12 protein-coding genes are annotated in these 18,795 nt (G+C 70.0%); 2 read left to right on the top strand and 10 right to left on the bottom strand.

Annotation, left to right across the window (positions count from 1 at the left end; translation table 11 throughout):
- Positions 1–39: 39 nt before the first annotated feature.
- The 6 genes from trxB to QIT00_RS18675 all read right to left on the bottom strand — a co-directional run bounded on the left by trxB (position 40) and on the right by QIT00_RS18675 (position 9,838).
- A complete protein-coding gene (gene trxB, locus QIT00_RS18700; protein ID WP_282536430.1) occupies positions 40–1,002 on the bottom strand; it encodes a thioredoxin-disulfide reductase in 963 nt (320 codons plus the stop codon).
- Positions 1,003–1,219: 217 nt separating this feature from the next.
- Positions 1,220–2,263 (bottom strand): hypothetical protein, encoded by a 1,044-nt coding sequence (locus QIT00_RS18695; protein WP_282536429.1) that lies wholly within the window; start codon positions 2,261–2,263, stop codon positions 1,220–1,222.
- Positions 2,260–3,009, bottom strand: coding sequence for an RNA polymerase sigma factor SigM (sigM, locus tag QIT00_RS18690; protein WP_282536428.1), 750 nt, complete (start codon positions 3,007–3,009; stop codon positions 2,260–2,262). Before sigM ends, QIT00_RS18695 begins: the two co-directional genes overlap by 4 nt.
- Positions 3,010–3,206: 197 nt before the next feature.
- Positions 3,207–5,009, bottom strand: a complete 1,803-nt coding sequence (locus QIT00_RS18685; RefSeq protein ID WP_282536427.1) for a protein kinase family protein — start codon at positions 5,007–5,009, stop codon at positions 3,207–3,209.
- Between the two features lie 128 nt (positions 5,010–5,137).
- Positions 5,138–7,351 carry a murein biosynthesis integral membrane protein MurJ gene (murJ, locus tag QIT00_RS18680; RefSeq protein ID WP_282536426.1) on the bottom strand — a complete coding sequence of 738 codons (2,214 nt, stop codon included), beginning with the start codon at positions 7,349–7,351 and terminating at the stop codon, positions 5,138–5,140.
- 48 nt (positions 7,352–7,399) lie between these two features.
- Entirely contained in the window at positions 7,400–9,838 is a 2,439-nt protein-coding gene (locus tag QIT00_RS18675; RefSeq protein ID WP_282536425.1) for a DUF6049 family protein, read from the bottom strand.
- A 320-nt stretch (positions 9,839–10,158) separates the two neighbouring features.
- Here QIT00_RS18675 and QIT00_RS18670 point away from each other — a divergent pair, with 320 nt between their 5' ends.
- Positions 10,159–11,625 carry a CCA tRNA nucleotidyltransferase gene (locus QIT00_RS18670; RefSeq protein ID WP_282536424.1) on the top strand — a complete coding sequence of 489 codons (1,467 nt, stop codon included), beginning with the start codon at positions 10,159–10,161 and terminating at the stop codon, positions 11,623–11,625.
- Between the two features lie 130 nt (positions 11,626–11,755).
- On the opposite strand, the gene QIT00_RS18665 is transcribed toward QIT00_RS18670, so the two are convergent.
- The 4 genes from QIT00_RS18665 to QIT00_RS18650 all read right to left on the bottom strand — a co-directional run bounded on the left by QIT00_RS18665 (position 11,756) and on the right by QIT00_RS18650 (position 15,634).
- Positions 11,756–12,223 carry an LppU/SCO3897 family protein gene (locus QIT00_RS18665; protein ID WP_282536423.1) on the bottom strand — a complete coding sequence of 156 codons (468 nt, stop codon included), beginning with the start codon at positions 12,221–12,223 and terminating at the stop codon, positions 11,756–11,758.
- A 112-nt stretch (positions 12,224–12,335) separates the two neighbouring features.
- The gene (locus QIT00_RS18660) at positions 12,336–13,598 is read right to left on the bottom strand and encodes an MFS transporter (RefSeq protein ID WP_282536422.1); all 1,263 of its coding nucleotides are present in this window, start codon (positions 13,596–13,598) and stop codon (positions 12,336–12,338) included.
- A gap of 114 nt (positions 13,599–13,712) precedes the next feature.
- Positions 13,713–14,795, bottom strand: coding sequence for an inositol-3-phosphate synthase (locus QIT00_RS18655; protein WP_282536421.1), 1,083 nt, complete (start codon positions 14,793–14,795; stop codon positions 13,713–13,715).
- 53 nt (positions 14,796–14,848) lie between these two features.
- Positions 14,849–15,634 carry a PadR family transcriptional regulator gene (locus QIT00_RS18650; protein ID WP_282536420.1) on the bottom strand — a complete coding sequence of 262 codons (786 nt, stop codon included), beginning with the start codon at positions 15,632–15,634 and terminating at the stop codon, positions 14,849–14,851.
- A gap of 421 nt (positions 15,635–16,055) precedes the next feature.
- Here QIT00_RS18650 and QIT00_RS18645 point away from each other — a divergent pair, with 421 nt between their 5' ends.
- The gene (locus QIT00_RS18645; RefSeq protein WP_282536419.1) at positions 16,056–18,788 is read left to right on the top strand and encodes a transglycosylase domain-containing protein; all 2,733 of its coding nucleotides are present in this window, start codon (positions 16,056–16,058) and stop codon (positions 18,786–18,788) included.
- Positions 18,789–18,795 lie beyond the last annotated feature (7 nt).

Raw genomic sequence — 18,795 nt, 5'->3', positions numbered from 1 at the left:
TCTCCTTAACTGAACTGAGGGTGGGGCGAAGCAGTGGGGTCAGACAGCGGCGGTGGCCGCGGTCTCGTTGTCGGCGAGGGCGGCCAGGTAGCGCTCGGCGTCGAGCGCGGCGGAGCAGCCGGTACCGGCGGCCGTGATGGCCTGGCGGTAGGTGTGGTCCACGACGTCGCCCGCCGCGAAGACACCCGTCAGGTTGGTGCGCGTCGAGGGGGCCTCGACCTGGAGGTAGCCCTCGTCGTCCAGGTTCAGCTGGCCCTTGAAGAGCTCGGTGCGCGGGTCGTGGCCGATCGCGATGAACAGGCCGGTGACCGGCAGCTCGGAGGTCTCACCCGTCTTGGTGCTGCGCAGGGTGAGGCCGCTGAGCTTCTGGTCGCCGTGGATCTCGGCGACCTCGCTGTCCCAGGCGAACTTGATCTTCGGGTCGGCGAAGGCGCGGTCCTGCATGGCCTTCGAGGCGCGCAGGCTGTCGCGGCGGTGCACGACCGTCACGGACCTGGCGAAGCGGGACAGGAAGGTCGCCTCCTCCATCGCGGTGTCGCCACCACCGAGGACGGCGATGTCCTGGTCCTTGAAGAAGAACCCGTCACAGGTGGCGCACCAGGAGACACCGCGGCCGGAGAGCGCGTCCTCGTTCGGCAGGCCGAGCTTGCGGTGCTGGGAGCCCGTCGTGACGATGACGGTCTTGGCCTGGTGGACCGTACCGGCGGTGTCGGTGACGGTCTTGATCTCACCGGAGAGGTCGACGGAGACCACGTCGTCCGGGATCAGCTCAGCGCCGAAGCGCTCGGCCTGGGCGCGCATGTTGTCCATGAGCTCGGGGCCCATCACGCCGTCCTGGAATCCGGGGAAGTTCTCCACCTCGGTGGTGTTCATCAACGCACCGCCTGCGGTGACGGCACCCTCGAAGACCAGCGGCTTCAGCGAGGCGCGCGCGGTGTAGAGCGCGGCCGTGTAGCCGGCGGGCCCGGAGCCGATGATGATCACGTTACGGACGTCGCTCACGGGTTGATTCCTCGTCTCTGCGGACTGCCTAATGCCTCGGGAGGAGCCCGCCTTCCGGACTCTCACCCCACCCAACGGATCCTACGGGGCGAGCATTCCCGCTGTGTCCGCGCACATGGTGTTCGTGCGCACGGGGTCGGCGTACGGGTCGGCGTACGGGGAGGGCATACGGAGAGGTGTACGGAGAGGTGTACGGAGAGCGCGGGGCGTCGCCGACTCAGGGGCGCGGGTACGAGTGGGAGACCAGGACGTCACCCTTGCCCCCGGAGGAGTTGTCGACGCAGGCCGCATCGACGACGTACGCGGTGACGCGCGAGCTGTCCGTGGTGTCGGGCAGCACGACCAGATAGGCGGCCTTGCCGTCATACGTGCCGCGCTTGGCGGCGAGCGGCGGGGCGTCCTCGTCGATGCCGAGCGCGATGCACCGCGGTACGTCGGGATCGTCGCCGCGCATGGGGGCGTTGGTCTTGGGCGTGCGCCGGGAGTCCTCCTCGGCGGACTCGGTGCTGGACTCCGTACCGAACGAAGGCTTCGACGCCTCCGGGGCCGGGCTCTTGTCCTTGGCGAGCAGCGAGGAGACCTGGTCGTCGAGCGCGCTCCCGGAGAAGGTCTGCGTTCCGGCCAGGTCCGACGCGTTGTTCTGGCCGGAGTCCGCGCCGTTGCTGCCGGGCTGGAGCATCAGCGTGCCCAGGCCGATCGCGGCGACCGTGGCCACGGCACCGATCACGGCTCCCGCGATATTGCGGCGACGTCGACGCGGACCGCCCGCACGACGGCCGGGGCCGGTCGCGGCACGCGGATGTCCGGCGGGCCGATCCGGAGCACCGGCCGCGGGAGCGCTCGCCGTTTCACGTGAAACATGCGGCTCGGCGGGCTGGTCGGCCGTCCGCTCGGAAGGCTGGTCGGCCGCTTGCCCGGAGGCTTGCTCTGCCGCCCGCTCGTCAGGTTCAGACGGCTGCCCGGAGAGCCGTGCCGGAGCGTGGACTGCCCCTTCCGCAGGGCGAGTTGCGTCGAGGAGTGCCTCGGCGGCCAGTGCCGCGTCGATGCGGCCCGCGACATCGGCGGGCATCTGTGGCGGTCCGGGCAGTGTGCCGAGCAGCTCGCGGATCTCCGTCAGCGAGTCGAGTACGTCGGCGCAGAGCTCGCAGCCGTCGACGTGGTCGCGTACCTCGCTCTTGCGGGACGGCGGGAGCAGGCCCTCGGTGAGTTCGGAGAGTTCTGACACGTCCGGGTGCTCGGCCGCGCCGGTCGTGGCTGTCACGCTCGCCCACCTCCGCCCTTCACGGCTGCTGAATCGCCTGGGTCTGTTCCCTGTGTCCTTGCGTCTTTCGCTGGTGCTTCCGGTGGGACGGATGTCTCCTGCGTCCGGTTCCTTCCGGCGCCGCGGTTCTTTTCCTCCGAACCGGCTCGGCCTCTCTGCCGCGGGCCCGAGCCCTCCGCCCGGAGGTGGCTGAGCAGCGGCAGCAGGCGGGCTCTGCCGCGGGCGCAGCGGCTCTTCACGGTGCCGGTGGGAACACCGAGCACCGCGGCTGCCTCGGCCACGGGGTAGCCCTGCATGTCGACGAGGACGAGGGCGGCCCGCTGGTCCGGCGGGAGCGTGCCGAGCGCCTCGATGAGCTGGCGGTGGAGGTCGTGCCGCTCGGCCGGCGCGGACGCCGACTCATGGGGTTCGAGGAGCTGCTCCAGGCGTTCCGTGTCGTCGACCGGTGAGGTCTTGCGGGAGGCGGCCTTGCGCGCGCGGTCGAGACAGGCGTTGACGGTGATCCGGTGCAGCCAGGTCGTGACCGCCGACTGCCCACGGAAGGTGTGCGCGGCGCGATAGGCGGAGACCAGGGCGTCCTGCACCGCGTCCGCGGCTTCCTCCCGGTCCCCGAGCGTGCGCAGCGCCACCGCCCACAGCCGGTCGCGATGGCGTCGTACGAGCTCGCCGAAGGCGTCGGGGTCCCCGTCGACATGGCGGGCCAGGAGCGTCGCGTCAGGGGCTCCTGAGATGTCCTCCGCCTGCACCTGCTCCCCCTACCTCGGTCGAGGGCTCAGCGTATCGGGGTCCCGGAGAGCGTGTAAACGGTCCGGAATGTCCCAGGGGAGGTCCGGAATGTCCCAGGAGAAAGGAGGTCCGTAATGTCCCAGCAAAAAGGGGAAAGCCCAGGAGGACATCGACTCTTGGGCCTTCCCCGAATTGCACCGGTGATCGCGTAATGCCGCTATTCCTCGCGCGCCGTTCCCAGGACCTTGATCTCGGAAATCCCGCCCCGGAAGAGCTCCGCCGAACCGTCGGTCGCCAGGGAGGTGATGTGCACCAGCAGGTACCGGGTGCGCACCGGTTCGTCGAGGGTCTTCTCGAGCCGGTTCCCGGTCTGGCCGAGCTTGCTGAGCTCCTTGGAGAACTCCGCGAGCGAAGAGGGCTGCGAGGCGTCCTCGGGCGCGGCGAGAACCTCCGCCTTCTGCCCCGCGCGATACAGGGCGATATCGAACCCGGAAACGTCCTGGACGCTGCCGAGATCGACGATTATGCCGCTGCCCTGCTTACGGTTCGGAAGGTTGCCGAAGTTCGCGAAGCCCTTGTACTGCGGTGTGATCCAGGCGGTGCCGGCGTCGCCGTCCACGGCCTGCGGCACGTCCTGCTCCTTGATGCCGCTGCCGCTGGGGGCGAACTCGTACGCATCGCTGATCTTGAGCGGCTTGCCGGGGGCGGTCTTGGGCCCGTCCCCTTCCTCGCCCGGCTGCGAGGTGCCGGGTCCGCTGGGCTGGTCGCGCTCCATCAGGGCGTCCGCGAGCTGCCAGCTGCCCAGGCCGAGCGCCGCGATCAGCAGCGCGGACACGGCCCACTTCAGGGCCTTGCCCGTACGGCTCTGCAGCGGAGCGGGCGGTGCGGCCGGCAGGGGCTGCGGGCCCTGCGCCGCCGTGGCGGGCCGGCCGTACGTGCCCTGCTGGTACGTCGTGCGCTGGTACTCCGGCGGCGCCGTGAACGTGGGCTCCGGGGGGCGGATGCGCGGCATCTCCGAGACGGCCTTGGACAGCTCCTCCGGGGTGGTGCACGGCTGGTCCTCCCGGGAGGCCGTCGCCCCGTCGTTGACCAGGGCGCGCATCGCCAGCTCGGACAGGCCCCGGTGGACGCCCGCCCGCACCTGGTCCGGTGCGATCAGTCCGATGTCCTTGGGCAGCCCCGACAGGCCGTACGCATCCTCCTCGTACGGCCAGCGCTGGGTCAGCGAGGCGTAGAGGAGGGCGCCGATCGCCTCCGTGTCGGTGCGCTGCGGGGTGTCGCTGCTGATGCCGCGCAGCGCGGCGTTCACGGCGAGGCCGCGGATGCGGTACTGGCCGGAGGAACTGCGCAGCACCGCGCTGGGCGTGAGCCGCAGATGGGACAGGCCCTCGCGGTGCGCGGCGGCCATGGCCTGGGAGACCTGGCTGACCAGCTGGTACGCGTCGTGCGCCTCGAGCGGGCCGGTGGCGAGCAGGGTGGTCAGCTCGGTGGCGTCGGGGAGCCACTCGTGCACGACGTACACGAGGTCGTTCTCCTCGACCGCGTCCAGGACCTGCACGAAGCGCGGGTCGCCGAGCAGCGCGGAGGAGCGGGCGGCGGACAGGACGGTGCGGGCGCGCGGATGATCGGCCGGAAGCAGATGGACGCCGACGGCGCGGCGCAGCTTCTCGTCGACGGCACGCCAGCTGCTGAAACCGTCCAGACGGGTGACGCACTCCTCGAGGCGGTAGCGGCGCGCGAGCTTATGGCCACTGTGCAGCTCCGGTGGCGCGGCCTGCGCCGTCGCGGGCGGTGCGGCCTGCGGTTCCTCCGGCGGTGTGGGCTGCGGTTTCTCCGGCGGTGTGGGCTGCTGTTCCGCGGTCTCCGCCGCGTCGCCGGCGGGCTGCTCCGCGCCCTCGGCAGCCATCGTCTCTCGGCTCTTGGCCGCCCCGTCGGCCGTGGCCTGGTCCGCCTTGGCGGTCAGCGACTCCTCGTCGCTCCCTGCTGCCACGTCGACGGCAGCCGTGCTCCGTTCCGCCACCGTCGTTCCTGCCTCCCCATCCGTTGCACGCTGTCCCACGCCAAAGCCAATTGTGCCCACAGTCTGCCGCTATCCACGACACGCGATGGCCGGGGATGGTTGTGCGAGACCTGCGGCAAAGCGTCGGATCAGCGGCCGAGCCGACCCCGGACCATGCCCACGAGCGCGTTCAGCTCCTGGACGCGCATCCGGCGGGCGGCCAGGAAGAAGACCCCGAACAGCACCACGGCACCGCCGAAGAGCGCGGCCAGCGAGCCGCCGACATCCTGGCCCAGGCCCTGAGTGATCGCGTACGCGGCCCCACCACCGGCGAGTGTGGCCGGGACCGAGGCGATGGCGAGGCGGGCGTAGGTGCGCAGCACCTGCGAGCCGTCCAGGTCGCCGCCGAGGCGGGCGCGCAGCCTCCGCCAGGCGAGGCTCACGCCGATCGCGTACGCGATGCCGTACGAGGCGGCCATGCCCACGACCGCCCAGCGGGCCGGCAGCACGAAGAAGCAGAGGGCGGAGGCCCCTGCGTTGACCACCGCGACGATGACTGTGTTGTAGAAGGGCGTGCGGGTGTCTTCGTACGCGTAGAAGGCGCGCAGAACGACGTACTGGACGGAGTACGGGATCAGGCCGAGGCCGAAGGCCATCAGCATGTACCCCATGTTCGTGGCTTCGGCGGTGCCGGAGGAGCCGAAGATCATCGTGCACATCGGGATGCCGAGGGCCACGAAGCCGAAGGCGATCGGGACGATCGCGACGGACGTGGTGCGCAGGCCCTGCGAGATGTCGTCGCGCACCGCGCCGGTGTCGTTCTCGTGCGCGGACCGGGAGAGCCGCGGCAGCAGCGCGGCCATCAGGGAGACCGTGATGATGGCCTGCGGCAGACCCCAGATCAGCTGGGCGTTGGCGTACGCGGCGAAGCCGGTGCCGTCGACGGCGGAGTCCTTGCCGGCCGCAGTGGACAGCTGGGTCACGACGAGCGCGCCGGCCTGGTTGGCGAGCACGAACAGCATCGTCCACTTGGCGAGCATCGCCGCCTTGCCGAGGCCGTGGCCCTTCCAGTCGAACCGCGGCCGCAGCCGAAAGCCGGTCTCCCGCAGGTACGGGATCATCGCCAGCGCCTGGACGACCAGGCCCAGGAGCACACCGATGCCGAGGAGCCGCTCGCCCTCCGGCGGGATCGTGTCGACCTCCATGCCGGAGGTCGCGGCCGAGCCGTACACCCAGATGAACAGGCCGAGCGTGGCGATGATGACGATGTTGTTGAGGACCGGGGTCCACATCATCGCGCCGAACTTCCCGCGGGCGTTGAGGATCTGGCCCATCACGACGTGGATGCCCATGAAGAAGATCGAGGGCAGGAAGTAGCGGACGAACGTGACGCCGACCTCGTTGGCGGCCGGATCATCGGCGACCGAGGTGGACAGCGCCCGGATCAGCAACGGGGCCGCGACGATCGCGAGGACGGTGAGCGTCCCGAGGGCGACCATGACGAGGGTCAGCAGACGGTTGGCGTAGGCCTCACCGCCGTCCTCGTCCTCCTTCATGGCCCGCACCAGCTGCGGGACGAAGACCGAGTTGAGACCGCCGCCCACCGTGAGGATGTAGATCATTGTGGGCAGCTGGTAGGCGACCTGGAAGGTGTCACCGAGAAGGCCGACACCGAGCGCCGAGACGATCAGCGCGGACCGGATGAAACCCGTGAGCCGCGACACCATCGTGCCCGCCGCCATCACCGCGCTCGACTTCAGCAGGCCCGCGGCCTTGCCGGACTTCTTCGGCGGTGCGGCGGGTGCGGGAGCCGGGGCAGCCTGCGCGGGCTCAGGGGCGCTCAACGGCGCGCCCGGAACCGGCGGCGCCGCCGGGGCGGGGACCGAGAGCGGGGTGTCGCCCTGATCGCGGAAGCCCGGCTGCTGGTCGCGGAAGAGGTGCGCGAACGCGTCCGGCTCGTGGCGCTCCTCGGCGGCCCGGCTGACCAGGTCGTCGACGCCGACGAACTGCGTCGTACGGACATCGTCGCCGTACGGGAGCCGGCGGGACGGGCCGTCCGGCTCCGGGGCCGGGGTCTGCGCCCACACCTGCGGGTCCGGCGCGTTCTGCGGCGGGGTGGGCTGCGCGTACAGGGACTGCGGGTCCGCGTACGTGCCCGGGGGCGGCGGCGGGTGCGCGGACCGGTCGTAGAGGGCCTCGGTCACCGGGTCCTGGGCGGCCAGGTCCTGGGCGCGGTACGGGTCCTGGGCGTAGGCGTCCTCGACGTACATGTCCGGCGTGGGCTGCTGCGGGGGTACGTGCCCACCCGAGGGGTCGCCGCTGCCCGCGCCCTGGCCGCGGTCACCGTCGTACGGCGCATTCATGCTTACCCCACCTCATCGGTCCCGCGGCCCCAGTGGCCACGTCATCGCTCAACGGTCCACTCTCTCACCCGTGCCGGACGGGTCGGTGCTTTCCGGTGCGGTGTCCGGTGTCGGGTCACTCGGCTGCTCGGGGGCGGGAGGGCCGGACTCGGGGCTGCCGTCGCCCTTCTTCCGACCGTCGCCGTTCTCGCCGCCGTCCTCGTCTCCGTTCTCGCCGTTCTCGCCGTTCTCGGCCTCGGCCTCTTCCTCCTCGGCCCGGCGGGCGGCCGCCTTGCGCTGCGTGTACATGCGGAAGCCTGCGAGGACGAGCAGCAGGATGCCGCCTGCGATGACCAGCATCACGGTCAGGGTGATCTCGGTGACGTCGACGTCGAAGCGGATCTCCTTGCCGTACGGAGTGCCGTCCTCGGTGTAGAGCTGGGCGACGACCGGGACCGGGCCGTTGGCGTTGGCCGTGGTGGTGAACTTCACGGTCTGGCTGTGCCCGCCGGAGACCTTGATCGGCTGTTCCTCGTACGGGCCCGGCTGCTCGCCGATCTTGAGTCGGGTCGGCTTGGTGGAGGTGAGGCGCAGCGTCAGGTTCTCGACGCCCTGGACCAGATTGTTCTGGACGGTGATCGGGATGGTCGCGCTGCGCCCCGAGAGCTTCGCCTCGGTCTTCTCGATCAGCTGGACCTGGCCGGTGAGCGTCGTGAGGTAGCGCTGCACGCTGTTGCGGTACGCCTCGGCCCCGTGGGCGCGGCCGCGCCAGGACGTGGACAGCTCGCGGTCCATGGCCCGGCCGAACGGCGTGACCACCCGGTCAGGCTCGCTCAGGATCACCTTGAAGCGGCCCAGGGTCTCCTGCGTGGTGCGGACGGATTCGAAGGCCGCCCTCGGCAGCTCCTGCCTGCGCAGGTTCGCGGGGTACGCGCCGGTGCCGGGGACCTGCGTCGTGGCCTTCGGGTCGGGCGTGGCCTTGGCGGCGGAGATCAGGTCGTCCGGCTCGGTCCAGCTCTCGGAGTCGAGGGCGCCGAGGGCCTGGGCCATCGTCTGGGCCTGGCTGGCCGTGGGCATGCGCTGCGGGGCGACGACGATGCTGCGCTGCCTGTCCGGGTCCTGCAGCGTGATCATCTGGCTCTGGGCGAGGAACTCCTGCACCGCGAGCGTGGAGTTCTCGGCGCGCGTCATATCGCCCTGGAACGCGGTCGACAGGCGCGCGTCGGCGACCACGGCCGTGGTGCCGCCTCCGATCGGGCGGGCCGCGGTCGGGGTGTAAGGCAGGGCGCCCGACTCGCGGAGGCTGTCGCTGCGGGCGATCACGGAGTGCGCACCGGCCGAGGTGGCGACGTCGACGACGGACGGGTCGACCGCGCCTTCGGCAGGCCAGGCGAAGTCCGTGCTCGGCTCGACGTGCAGGACCATCTTCACGGTCTCGGCGGCGACGTCCGTGGCGGGCTGCAGATGGCTCAGCGAACCGCCGACCGCCTTGCCCTGGTGCGCGAGCGAGGCCAGGTCCGGGTCGGCGAACGGCAGGGCGACGACCTTCTTGCCCTTGACGGCCTGCTGCAGTTTGTTGAGCCACTGCTTGGCCAGGGCACGGTTCTTGGCGGATCCCGGGACCGGGTTGCCGCCGTCCGGGTTCTCGACGTTGTAGCCCTTGGTGGCCATCGCGTCGAGGGAGGCGAGGAGGTCCGGATCGATGACCCAGGTCACCGGCAGGTCCTTGCCGAGGGACAGCATCTGCTCAAGGCGGCCGCCGGGGGCGATCTCCTCGGCGAGCTTGTCATCGGCGAACACCGGGGTCTGCTGCTCGTCGGAGGCGGTCTCCGCGGTGAGGTGCGTGCGGGAGATCAGCGGCCAGAGGAAGCTGACCTTCGTCTTCTCGCTCGGGGCCTCCGACTGCCAGGGCAGGAAGGTCCGCTCGACGCCGAGCACCTGCGCGTACGGCTGGGCGGCGCTGCGGCCGGTGAGGGAGACGCCCAGCTGGTACACGCCGTCCGCGGAGAGGTCGAGCTCCTTGACGGGGACCGAGAGCCGGAAGTTCTGCGTCGCCCCGGGCGCGATCTTGTCGAACTCCTCGGTGTACTTGCCGTCCTTGCCGCCGACCTCGCGGCCAAGGGCTCCCTGCAGCGAGTCGGACCGCTTGGCGGCGTTGTCGACGGAGGAGCGGTTGTTCAGCGTCGGGCCGACGCGGAGGCCGACGTGCGCGTCGGTGACCGTCTGCCTGCCCTCGTTGGTGACCTTGCCGGAGACCGTGACGGTGTCGTCGTCCGTCGGCGTGCTCGGGGACATGCTGTCCACGGAGACGTCGACGGATCCGGTGCCTGCGGGGGCCGACGGGGCCTCGGGTGTCTTGGCGGCAGGCGTGGCCGCGCCCGCGGGGGCGGCGGGGAGCTGCAGCAGACCGGCGAGCAGCGGCGCTCCGGCCAGGAGCGCTGCCGTACGCCGGAACCGCCGGCGGGCAGGTGAGGGAGTCATCCCCTGGAAGTCTGCCGCCTCGGCCACGCGCTCGCCCGTCCCTCGTCGTCGTCAGTGGTCGTCCGCATTTGCGTCCCCGCATGGTAACGAGGCGCGCTGTGCCTGAGTGCCGGGGTGCGCTCCCGCAGCCCTCCGGCAGGTCAGCGACGGTACGGGCCACTTCGCCGGGCGTCGAACCGGGCCGGTGAGGCGGTACGCGGGACCGGACCGGAACCGGACTGGGACCGTCCCGGGGGCGCACGGCAGCGTGTCGGGGTGCGTGGGGAACGGGGGAGCCGGGGTGGGTGAGGTGGCCCACCGGAAAACGGGGAAGCCGGTGCAGCTCAGGCCCCGTACCCTTTTCTGTTGTGCCGAACGCCAATGAAGACAACTCCAGTGCCCTCAGCCAGGTGCAGCGCCGCGCGGTGAGCGAGCTGCTGCGCGTGTCCCCCGTCGCCGACGAGCTCGCCGAGCGCTTCCGCGCGGCCGGGTTCTCGCTCGCCCTCGTCGGCGGCTCGGTCAGGGACGCGTTGCTCGGCCGGCTCGGCAACGACCTGGACTTCACGACCGACGCCCGCCCCGAGGACGTACTGAAGATCGTCCGGCCCTGGGCGGACGCGGTGTGGGAGGTCGGGATCGCCTTCGGCACGGTGGGCTGCCAGAAGCAGGCCAGGGTCGGGGACGCCGAGCAGGACTTCCAGATCGAGGTCACGACGTACCGCTCCGAGGCGTACGACCGCACCTCCCGCAAGCCCGAGGTGTCCTACGGCGACTCCATCGAGCAGGACCTCGTGCGCCGCGACTTCACCGTCAACGCGATGGCCGTGGCGCTGCCTGAGAAGGAGTTCATCGATCCGCACGGCGGCCTGGACGACCTCGCCACGCGCGTGCTGCGCACGCCGAGCACGCCGGAGGAGTCCTTCTCGGACGACCCGCTGCGGATGATGCGGGCCGCCCGGTTCGCCGCGCAGCTGGACTTCGTGGTGGCACCCGAGGTGGTCGCCGCGATGACGGCCATGGCGGAGCGCCTGGAGATCGTCTCGGCCGAGCGGGTGCGGGACGAGCTGAACAAGCTGCTGCTCTCCGCGCACCCGCGCAAGGGCCTCGCTCTCCTCGTGGGCACGGGCCTCGCCGACCACGTCCTGCCGGAGCTGCCCGCGCTGCGTCTGGAGAGCGACGAGCACCATCGGCACAAGGACGTCTACGAGCACTCCCTGACCGTCCTTGAGCAGGCCATCGCCCTGGAGGACGGGGAGCCGGACCTCACGCTGCGGATCGCGGCGCTGCTGCACGACATCGGCAAGCCGAGGACGCGGCGCTTCGAGAAGGACGGGCGGGTCTCCTTCCACCACCACGAGGTGGTCGGCGCCAAGATGACGAAGAAGCGCATGACCGCGCTCAAGTACTCCAACGAGCTCGTGAAGGACGTCTCCCGCCTGGTCGAGCTGCACCTCCGCTTCCACGGCTACGGCACGGGCGAGTGGACGGACTCCGCGGTACGGCGCTACGTACGCGACGGAGGCCCGCTGCTCGACCGGCTGCACAAGCTGACCCGCTCGGACTGTACGACGCGCAACAAGCGCAAGGCGGGCGCGCTCTCGCGGGCGTACGACGGCCTGGAGGAGCGGATCGCGCGGCTGCAGGAGCAGGAGGAGCTGGACGCCATCCGCCCCGCCCTCGACGGCAACGAGATCATGGAGATCCTGGGCGTCGGCCCCGGTCCGGTGATCGGCAGCGCGTACAAGTTCCTGCTCGAACTGCGCCTGGAGCACGGGCCGATGGAGCGGGACGCGGCGGTGTCCGCGCTCAAGGAGTGGTGGACCCAGCAGGACTGAGTCGCCCGTCGGGCACGGGGAAGGGGTCGTGTTTCACGTGAAACACGACCCCTTCGGCATGACCGGACGTACGCGGAAGGGGCGCTGTTTCACGTGAAACAGCGCCCCCTCGGACTGGTCGGCCGCGTACTTACGGCGTGTAGTCCTCCAGGCAGAGGGTGAAGTCCTCGCCCTTGCCGGTCTGCGTGTACTCCGAGTAACGCGTGCGGTCGCAGCCGCCTGCGGAGCCTTCCTTCTTGTCGGCGACCTTGTACTTCGCCTTGGAGTCGCCGCAGTCCACGACCTCGAGGCCCGGGTCCGTGGTGCTGGCCTCGTCCTCGACGCTCATGCAGTCGCCGACCTCGGCCGCCTCAGCGTCGTTGAGGCTGGTTATCCCGCCGACAATCATCATCGCCACGACGATCACGGCCATGGCGATGTTCTTGGGGGTGGCGAGCTTCGACCTGTTGCTGGCCGGGGGCGGCGGCGCGGCCGGCCCGCCCTGCATGTACGGCGAGGGCTGCTGCTGCGGGTAGCCCTGCGGGGCCTGCCCGCCGTAGGGGTTCCCGCCCTGGGGCTGGCCGTACGGATTCTGGCCCTGAGGCGGCGGAGTGGTCACTGGGTTCCCCCTAGAACTGGAAAGACTTGGCGCGTAGTTGACGAACGAAAAGCTATCCGCCCGCGTCTGCGCCCCAGAACCCCGGGTCATGTCTGTGTCATTGATGTGACACTTACTGAGGGGTACTTCGGGACATAAGCCCAGCAATCCCCGCGTACATCAACCCCACCGCCACCACGAGCACCACCGACCTCCCGTCCGGTGGGAGCATCAGGGCGGCCACTCCCGCCGCGCCCACGAAGGCCACGTTGAACAGCACGTCGTAGACGGAGAAGATCCGGCCACGGTAGGCGTCGGCCACCGCGGACTGGACCGCCGTGTCCGTGGCGATCTTCGCGCCCTGTGTGACCAGGCCGAGGACGAACGCGGCGATCAGCATCGGGACCGGGGCGAAGGGCAGGCCGAGGGCCGGTTCCAGGACGGCGGCCGCGCCCGCGCACACCGCGATCCAGCCCCGCGGCCCGAACCGCTCGGCGGCCAGCGGCGTCAGGACGGCCGCGGCGAAGAAGCCCGCGCCCGAGAAGCCGACGGCCAGGCCGAGCAGCGCGAGCCCGGCGGCCTCGTCCGAGGACCAGGCGTACCGGCACAGCATCAGGACCATCACGAGCAGCGCGCCGTAGCAGAACCGCATCAGGGTCATCGCCCCCAGTGCCCTTGCCGCAGGACGCCGTTCGGGGGCGGCGAGGTGCCGTACGCCGTCGATCAGTCCCCTGGCCGTGGAGGCGAGGGCCGCTCCGAGGCGCGGTTGGACCTCGTCCGGGTCGGGGCCGAGGAGGGTGCGCGGGATGCGCAGCGCGGCGAGGGCCGAGCAGAGGTAGAGCGCGGCGCCGAGGAGCACGACCAGGGCGTCCGATCCGGAGCCCGCCAGGCGTACGACGAAGGCGAGGCCGCCGCCGACGGTCGCGGCGAGCGTTCCGGCCGTGGGGGAAAGGGAGTTGGCGATGACGAGCCGCTCGGCGTCGACCACGCGGGGCAGCGCGGCGGAGAGTCCCGCGAGGACGAAGCGGTTGACGGCCGTGACGCAGAGGGCCGAGGCGTAGAACAGCCAGTCGGGGACGCCGCCCAGGATCAGCAGGGCGGTGGCGCAGGCCAGGACCGCACGCAGCAGATTGCCGTAGAGGAAGACCCGCTGCCGTGGCCAGCGGTCCAGGAGGACGCCGGCGAACGGGCCGACGACGGAGTACGGCAGGAGCAGCACGGCCATGGCGGAGGCGATGGCGGCGGGCGAGGCCTGCTTCTCCGGTGAGAAGACGACGTACGTGGCGAGCGCCACCTGGTAGACCCCGTCGGCTGCCTGGGACAGCAGGCGGACGGCGAGCAGGCGCCGGAAGTCCCGGAAGCGCACTAGTACGCGCAGATCACGTACGACGGCCATGGCGCCAAGCCTCACACAACGCGCAGGCCCCCGGGGGGATTTCCTGGGGGCCTGCGATCAAGGAACCTGAGCATCCGGGGCGTGGGCGGCCGTGGATGCGTAAGGCAGGAGAGGTCAGCGCTCGACCTCGCCGTTGATGAACTTCTCGACGTTCTCGCGGGCCTCGTCGTCGTAGTACTGGACCGGCGGGGACTTCATGAAGTAGCTCGACGCCGACAAGATCGGGCCGCCGATGCCGCGGTCCTTGGCGATCTTCGCGGCGCGCAGGGCGTCGATGATGACGCCGGCCGAGTTCGGGGAGTCCCAGACCTCGAGCTTGTACTCCAGGTTCAGCGGGACGTCGCCGAAGGCGCGGCCTTCGAGGCGGACGTACGCCCACTTGCGGTCGTCGAGCCAGGCGACGTAGTCGGACGGGCCGATGTGGACGTTGTCCTCGCCGAGCTCGCGGTCGCGGATCTGCGAGGTGACCGCCTGCGTCTTGGAGATCTTCTTGGACTCCAGGCGCTCGCGCTCGAGCATGTTCTTGAAGTCCATGTTGCCGCCGACGTTCAGCTGCATCGTGCGGTCCAGGATGACGCCCCTGTCCTCGAAGAGCTTCGCCATGACGCGGTGCGTGATGGTGGCGCCGACCTGCGACTTGATGTCGTCACCGACGATCGGGACGCCGGCCTCGGTGAACTTGTCCGCCCACTCCTTGGTGCCGGCGATGAAGACCGGGAGGGCGTTGACGAAGGCGACCTTGGCGTCGATGGCGCACTGGGCGTAGAACTTCGCCGCGTCCTCGGAGCCGACCGGCAGGTAGCAGACGAGCACGTCGACCTGCTTGTCCTTGAGGACCTGGACGACGTCGACGGGCGCCTCGGCGGACTCCTCGATGGTCTGGCGGTAGTACTTGCCCAGGCCGTCGTGGGTGTGGCCGCGCTGGACCTGGACGCCGCTGTTCGGGACGTCGCAGATCTTGATGGTGTTGTTCTCGCTGGCGCCGATCGCGTCCGAGAGGTCAAGGCCGACCTTCTTCGCGTCCACGTCGAAGGCGGCGACGAACTCGACGTCCTTGACGTGGTAGTCGCCGAACTGGACGTGCATCAGGCCCGGGACCTTCGACGCCGGGTCGGCGTCCTTGTAGTACTCGACGCCCTGCACCAGCGAGGCGGCGCAGTTGCCCACGCCGACGATGGCTACGCGAACCGAACCCATTCCGGTTGCTCCCTGTTCGTTCTCGATGAGGTCCCGCGGATCGCGGGGCTGCCTCACTTTTCGGTGTCGGCGGACGGATCCGGCCGGGAGCTGTCCCGGTTCCGGGGCAGGCCGCCCGCTTTTCCTGAGGTGTCCTGCTGTTTTCCTGCGGTGTCCTGCTGGTTGCCTGCGGGGTCCCGCTGGTTGCCTGCCGAATCCCGCCGGTTTCCCGCGGTGTCCCGCCGGTTTCCTGAGGTGTCCTGCTGAGCCGAGCCGCCGGGGGTCGACCGCTGCTGGTCGCGTCCCGCCCGCTCGCTCTCGATGAGCTCGTTCAGCCAGCGCACTTCGCGCTCCACGGACTCCATGCCGTGGCGCTGCAGCTCGAGCGTGTAGTCGTCAAGGCGCTCACGGGTCCTGGCGAGGGAGGCGCGCATCTTCTCGAGCCGCTCCTCGAGCCGGCTCCTGCGCCCTTCGAGCACCCGCATGCGTACGTCCCGTGACGTCTGCCCGAAGAAGGCGAAGCGCGCGGCGAAGTGCTCGTCCTCGTACGCGTCCGGGCCCGTCTGGGAGAGGAGCTCCTCGAAGTGTTCCTTGCCCTCCGCCGTGAGCCTGTAGACGATCTTGGCGCGGCGGCCGGCCAGGGGCGCGGCGAGGGGGTCCTCCGGGTGGTTGCCCGGCTCTTCGATCAGCCAGCCGCTCGCGACCAGCGCCTTGAGGCAGGGGTAGAGCGACCCGTAGCTGAAGGCCCGGAACACCCCGAGTGAGGTGTTGAGCCGCTTGCGCAGCTCGTATCCGTGCATCGGGGACTCACGCAGCAGGCCCAGGACGGCGAACTCGAGGATGCCGGAGCGCCTGCTCATCGTTCGCCTCCTCTCGCGACTCTTCGTGCCGCACGCGCTGTGCCGCACTGGTTGTGCCTCGTTGTGCCTCGTTGTGCCGGGACTCTTTATGCCGAGCTGATGTATCGACTCGATACATCACGACGATAGAACGGCCCTCCGAAGGCAGCAAGTGGGGTCACGGTGAACGGCGTCACATCACCGATTCGTGGGAAGCAAGTTGCCTGATTTGGGGTGAACTTCAGGGCTAGGAGGGTTTTGGTGGTGCGTAGTGTGTGCGCCATGCAGAGCACCGGGAACCGCGAGGCGCCAAACGGCGTCGTCGTCCTGGGTGCAGTGCGGACGCGAGCCTTCCGGGGCGCGTCCGTACTAGGGGGGAACCGGAAATCACCTGCCGCTTCCAGGCGCGCGACCTCGCGCCTGCCCGAGGAGTAGTCGTTCGATGAGCGAGCACCGTCGCAAACCGCCGCAGTCGCAGGGCGGCGGACGTGCCGCGGTCAGGCGCGGCGTCACCGGATCCCCCGGTCGGCGCGCAGCACCGCGTAGTGCCACAGGGTCTCCTTCCGGTTCGTACGAGTCGCAAGACTCGTCGTCCGCCGGACAGGAGCAGCCGTACGAGGGCCGGGCCGCGGCCCGGCGTGCAGCGCAGCGTTCCGGCGGAGGCCGCCGACGCGCGGCCGAGGGCGCCGCAGCCGGCGCCGGAGCGGGGCGCGGAGCCGTCGGGGGCGGCGGCGGCCGTCGCGGTGGCGGCGGTTCCGGTGGGCCGGGTGGTCCCGGCGCCGGTGGCCCGGGCCGCGGCCGAGGCCGGGGTGCCGTGCCTCCGGGCAAGCGGCGGATCATCGACTACCCGCGGGCCGGCAAGCTCGGCTGGCGCAGGTTCGTGCCGTCCTGGAAGCAGGTCACGGGCACGTTCGTCGCGTTCTGCGCGGCGATGATGGTCGCCGGCGGCATCGCGTACGCCCTGGTGGAGATCCCGGACGTGAAGAAGGCGGAGGCGCAGACCAACGTCTTCTACTGGGACGACGACACACAGATGGCGGCGACCGGTGGTACCCAGAACCGGCAGATCGTTCCGATCTACAAAATTCCCGAGCACATGCGCTATGCGGTCATCTCCGCCGAGAACGCCACGTTCTACAAGGACAGCGGTATCGACCCCATGGGTATCGGCCGCGCCGTGTTCAACATGGCGACCGGCGGCGAGACCCAGGGTGGCTCGACGATCACCCAGCAGTTCGTGAAGAACACCTACCTGGACCAGAGCCAGACCCTCACGCGTAAGGCGCGCGAGCTCTTCATCTCCATAAAGGTCGGCGCGGAGATGGAGAAGGACGACGTCCTCGCCGGCTACTTGAACGCCGCGTACTACGGCCGCAACGCCTACGGCATCCAGTCGGCGGCGCAGGCCTACTTCGACAAGGACGCCGAGGAGCTGTCCCTGAGCGAGAGCGCCTTCCTCGCAGCCGTCCTCAAGGGCCCGAACCTCTACAACCCCGACGGCGGCGTCGGTGCCAACGCGTCTCGCGAGGCCAACACCAAGCGGGCGCACGCGCGTTGGAAGTGGATCCTCGACCGGATGGTCGAGACCGGCAACCTGGAGAAGTCGAAGCGGGACCAGATCACCAAGTTCCCCGAGCTGGCGAAGCAGAAGTCCTCGCTGTCCGGCCAGACCGGCTATCTCGTCGACACGGCCAAGGACTATGTGACCACCAAGCTCGACATCTCCCCGGAGGAGCTGGAGCAGGGCGGCTACAAGATCTACACGACCTTCAACAAGACGAGGGTCAAGCAGATGGAGAAGGCCGTCGAGAAGACCAAGAAGGCCTTCCTCGATCCCGACAAACGGTCCAGAGACAAGTTCGTGCAGTTCGGCGCGGCGTCCGTGGATCCGAAGAGCGGAGCCATCGTCGCGCTGTACGGCGGCGAGGGCATGGACAAGGGGCACTACACCAACAACGCCAACACCCGTGGTGTGCCGGTCGGTTCGACCTGGAAGCCGTATGTGCTCGCCTCCGCCATGGAGGAGGGCACGGTCGAGAGCGGCGGGACGCCCCTGTCACCGGAGAGCCTCTACAACGGTGACGACCGGCTGATCATCAACGACCAGAACGGCAACCCGATCAAGGACGCCGAGGGCAATCCGTTCCGGCAGAAGAACGAGAGCGACCGGATGTGGGGCAAGGTCACGCTCCGCAAGGCGATGGAGCAGTCCATCAACACCCCGTTCGTGCAGCTCGGCATCGACGTGGGTCTCTCCAAGACCCGGGACCTCGCCGCACGCACCGGCATCCTTGAGGAGAGCTTCGACAAGGGGAACCTGAAGAACGCCTCGTTCTCCCTGGGTACGTCCACGCCCAGTGCGATCCGGATGGCCGACTCGTACGGCTCGTTCGCGGCCGAGGGCGCGCACTACGAGCCGTACTCCGTGTCCAAGGTGACGCTGACCAAGAACGGCAAGGAAGAGATCCTCCCCGGCTTCGAGAAGCCCAAGCGGAAGACGGCGATGGACTCCGCGGTCGCCAACAACGTCACCGACGTCCTGCAGGACGTGATCAAGACCGGTACCGGCAAGAAGATCGCCGACATCGGCTTCCCCGTGGCTGGCAAGACCGGTACCACCGACAAGAACAAGTCGGCCTGGTTCGTCGGCTACACCCGGGAGCTCTCGACCTCGGTCACGCTCTTCCGTACGGATCCCAAGGAAGGCAAGCTGCTGTCCATGAACGGCACCGGTGGTGTGCCGTCCATTCACGGTGGTGACATTCCGGCGCAGATCTGGAAGGACTACATGAAGGCCGCCATGAAGGAATTCATGCCGCCTGAGCCCTTCCCGGAGGCCGAGAAGATCGGCGAGATCGTCGGCAAGCCGACCGCACCGCCCTCCCCGACGGAGACGCCGGACCCGGAGGACAGCGCGACGGCGACCCCGACGGAACCGGACCCCTCCGGCTCGCCCAGCGGTGAGCCGAGCCCCGGCGAGTCCTGCGACCCGTTCGACTGGAAGTGCAACCAGAACGGCGGCACGACCGACGGCGGTACGGACACCGGCGGCACTGACGGCGGCGCCACCGGCGGCGAAACCACCACTCCGGAGCCGCCCACAGGCGGCGCGGACGGCGGAGACAGCGGCGGAGGCGGATGGTTCGGCGGCCCGGCCGGCCGACCGGAGGAGTAGCCCCGCG

Source organism: Streptomyces luteolus, assembly GCF_029968015.1.
GTDB lineage: Bacteria > Actinomycetota > Actinomycetes > Streptomycetales > Streptomycetaceae > Streptomyces > Streptomyces luteolus.
This window is presented reverse-complemented; position numbering and strand designations above follow the sequence as displayed.

Bases quoted from the DNA above. Each gene is read 5' to 3' on its own strand.
- murJ (WP_282536426.1), bottom strand. From the start codon at position 7,351: ATGAATGCGCCGTACGACGGTGACCGCGGCCAGGGCGCGGGCAGCGGC.
- QIT00_RS18660 (WP_282536422.1), bottom strand. From the start codon at position 13,598: ATGGCCGTCGTACGTGATCTGCGCGTACTAGTGCGCTTCCGGGACTTC.
- QIT00_RS18655 (WP_282536421.1), bottom strand. From the start codon at position 14,795: ATGGGTTCGGTTCGCGTAGCCATCGTCGGCGTGGGCAACTGCGCCGCC.
- QIT00_RS18650 (WP_282536420.1), bottom strand. From the start codon at position 15,634: ATGAGCAGGCGCTCCGGCATCCTCGAGTTCGCCGTCCTGGGCCTGCTG.
- QIT00_RS18645 (WP_282536419.1), top strand. From the start codon at position 16,056: ATGAGCGAGCACCGTCGCAAACCGCCGCAGTCGCAGGGCGGCGGACGT.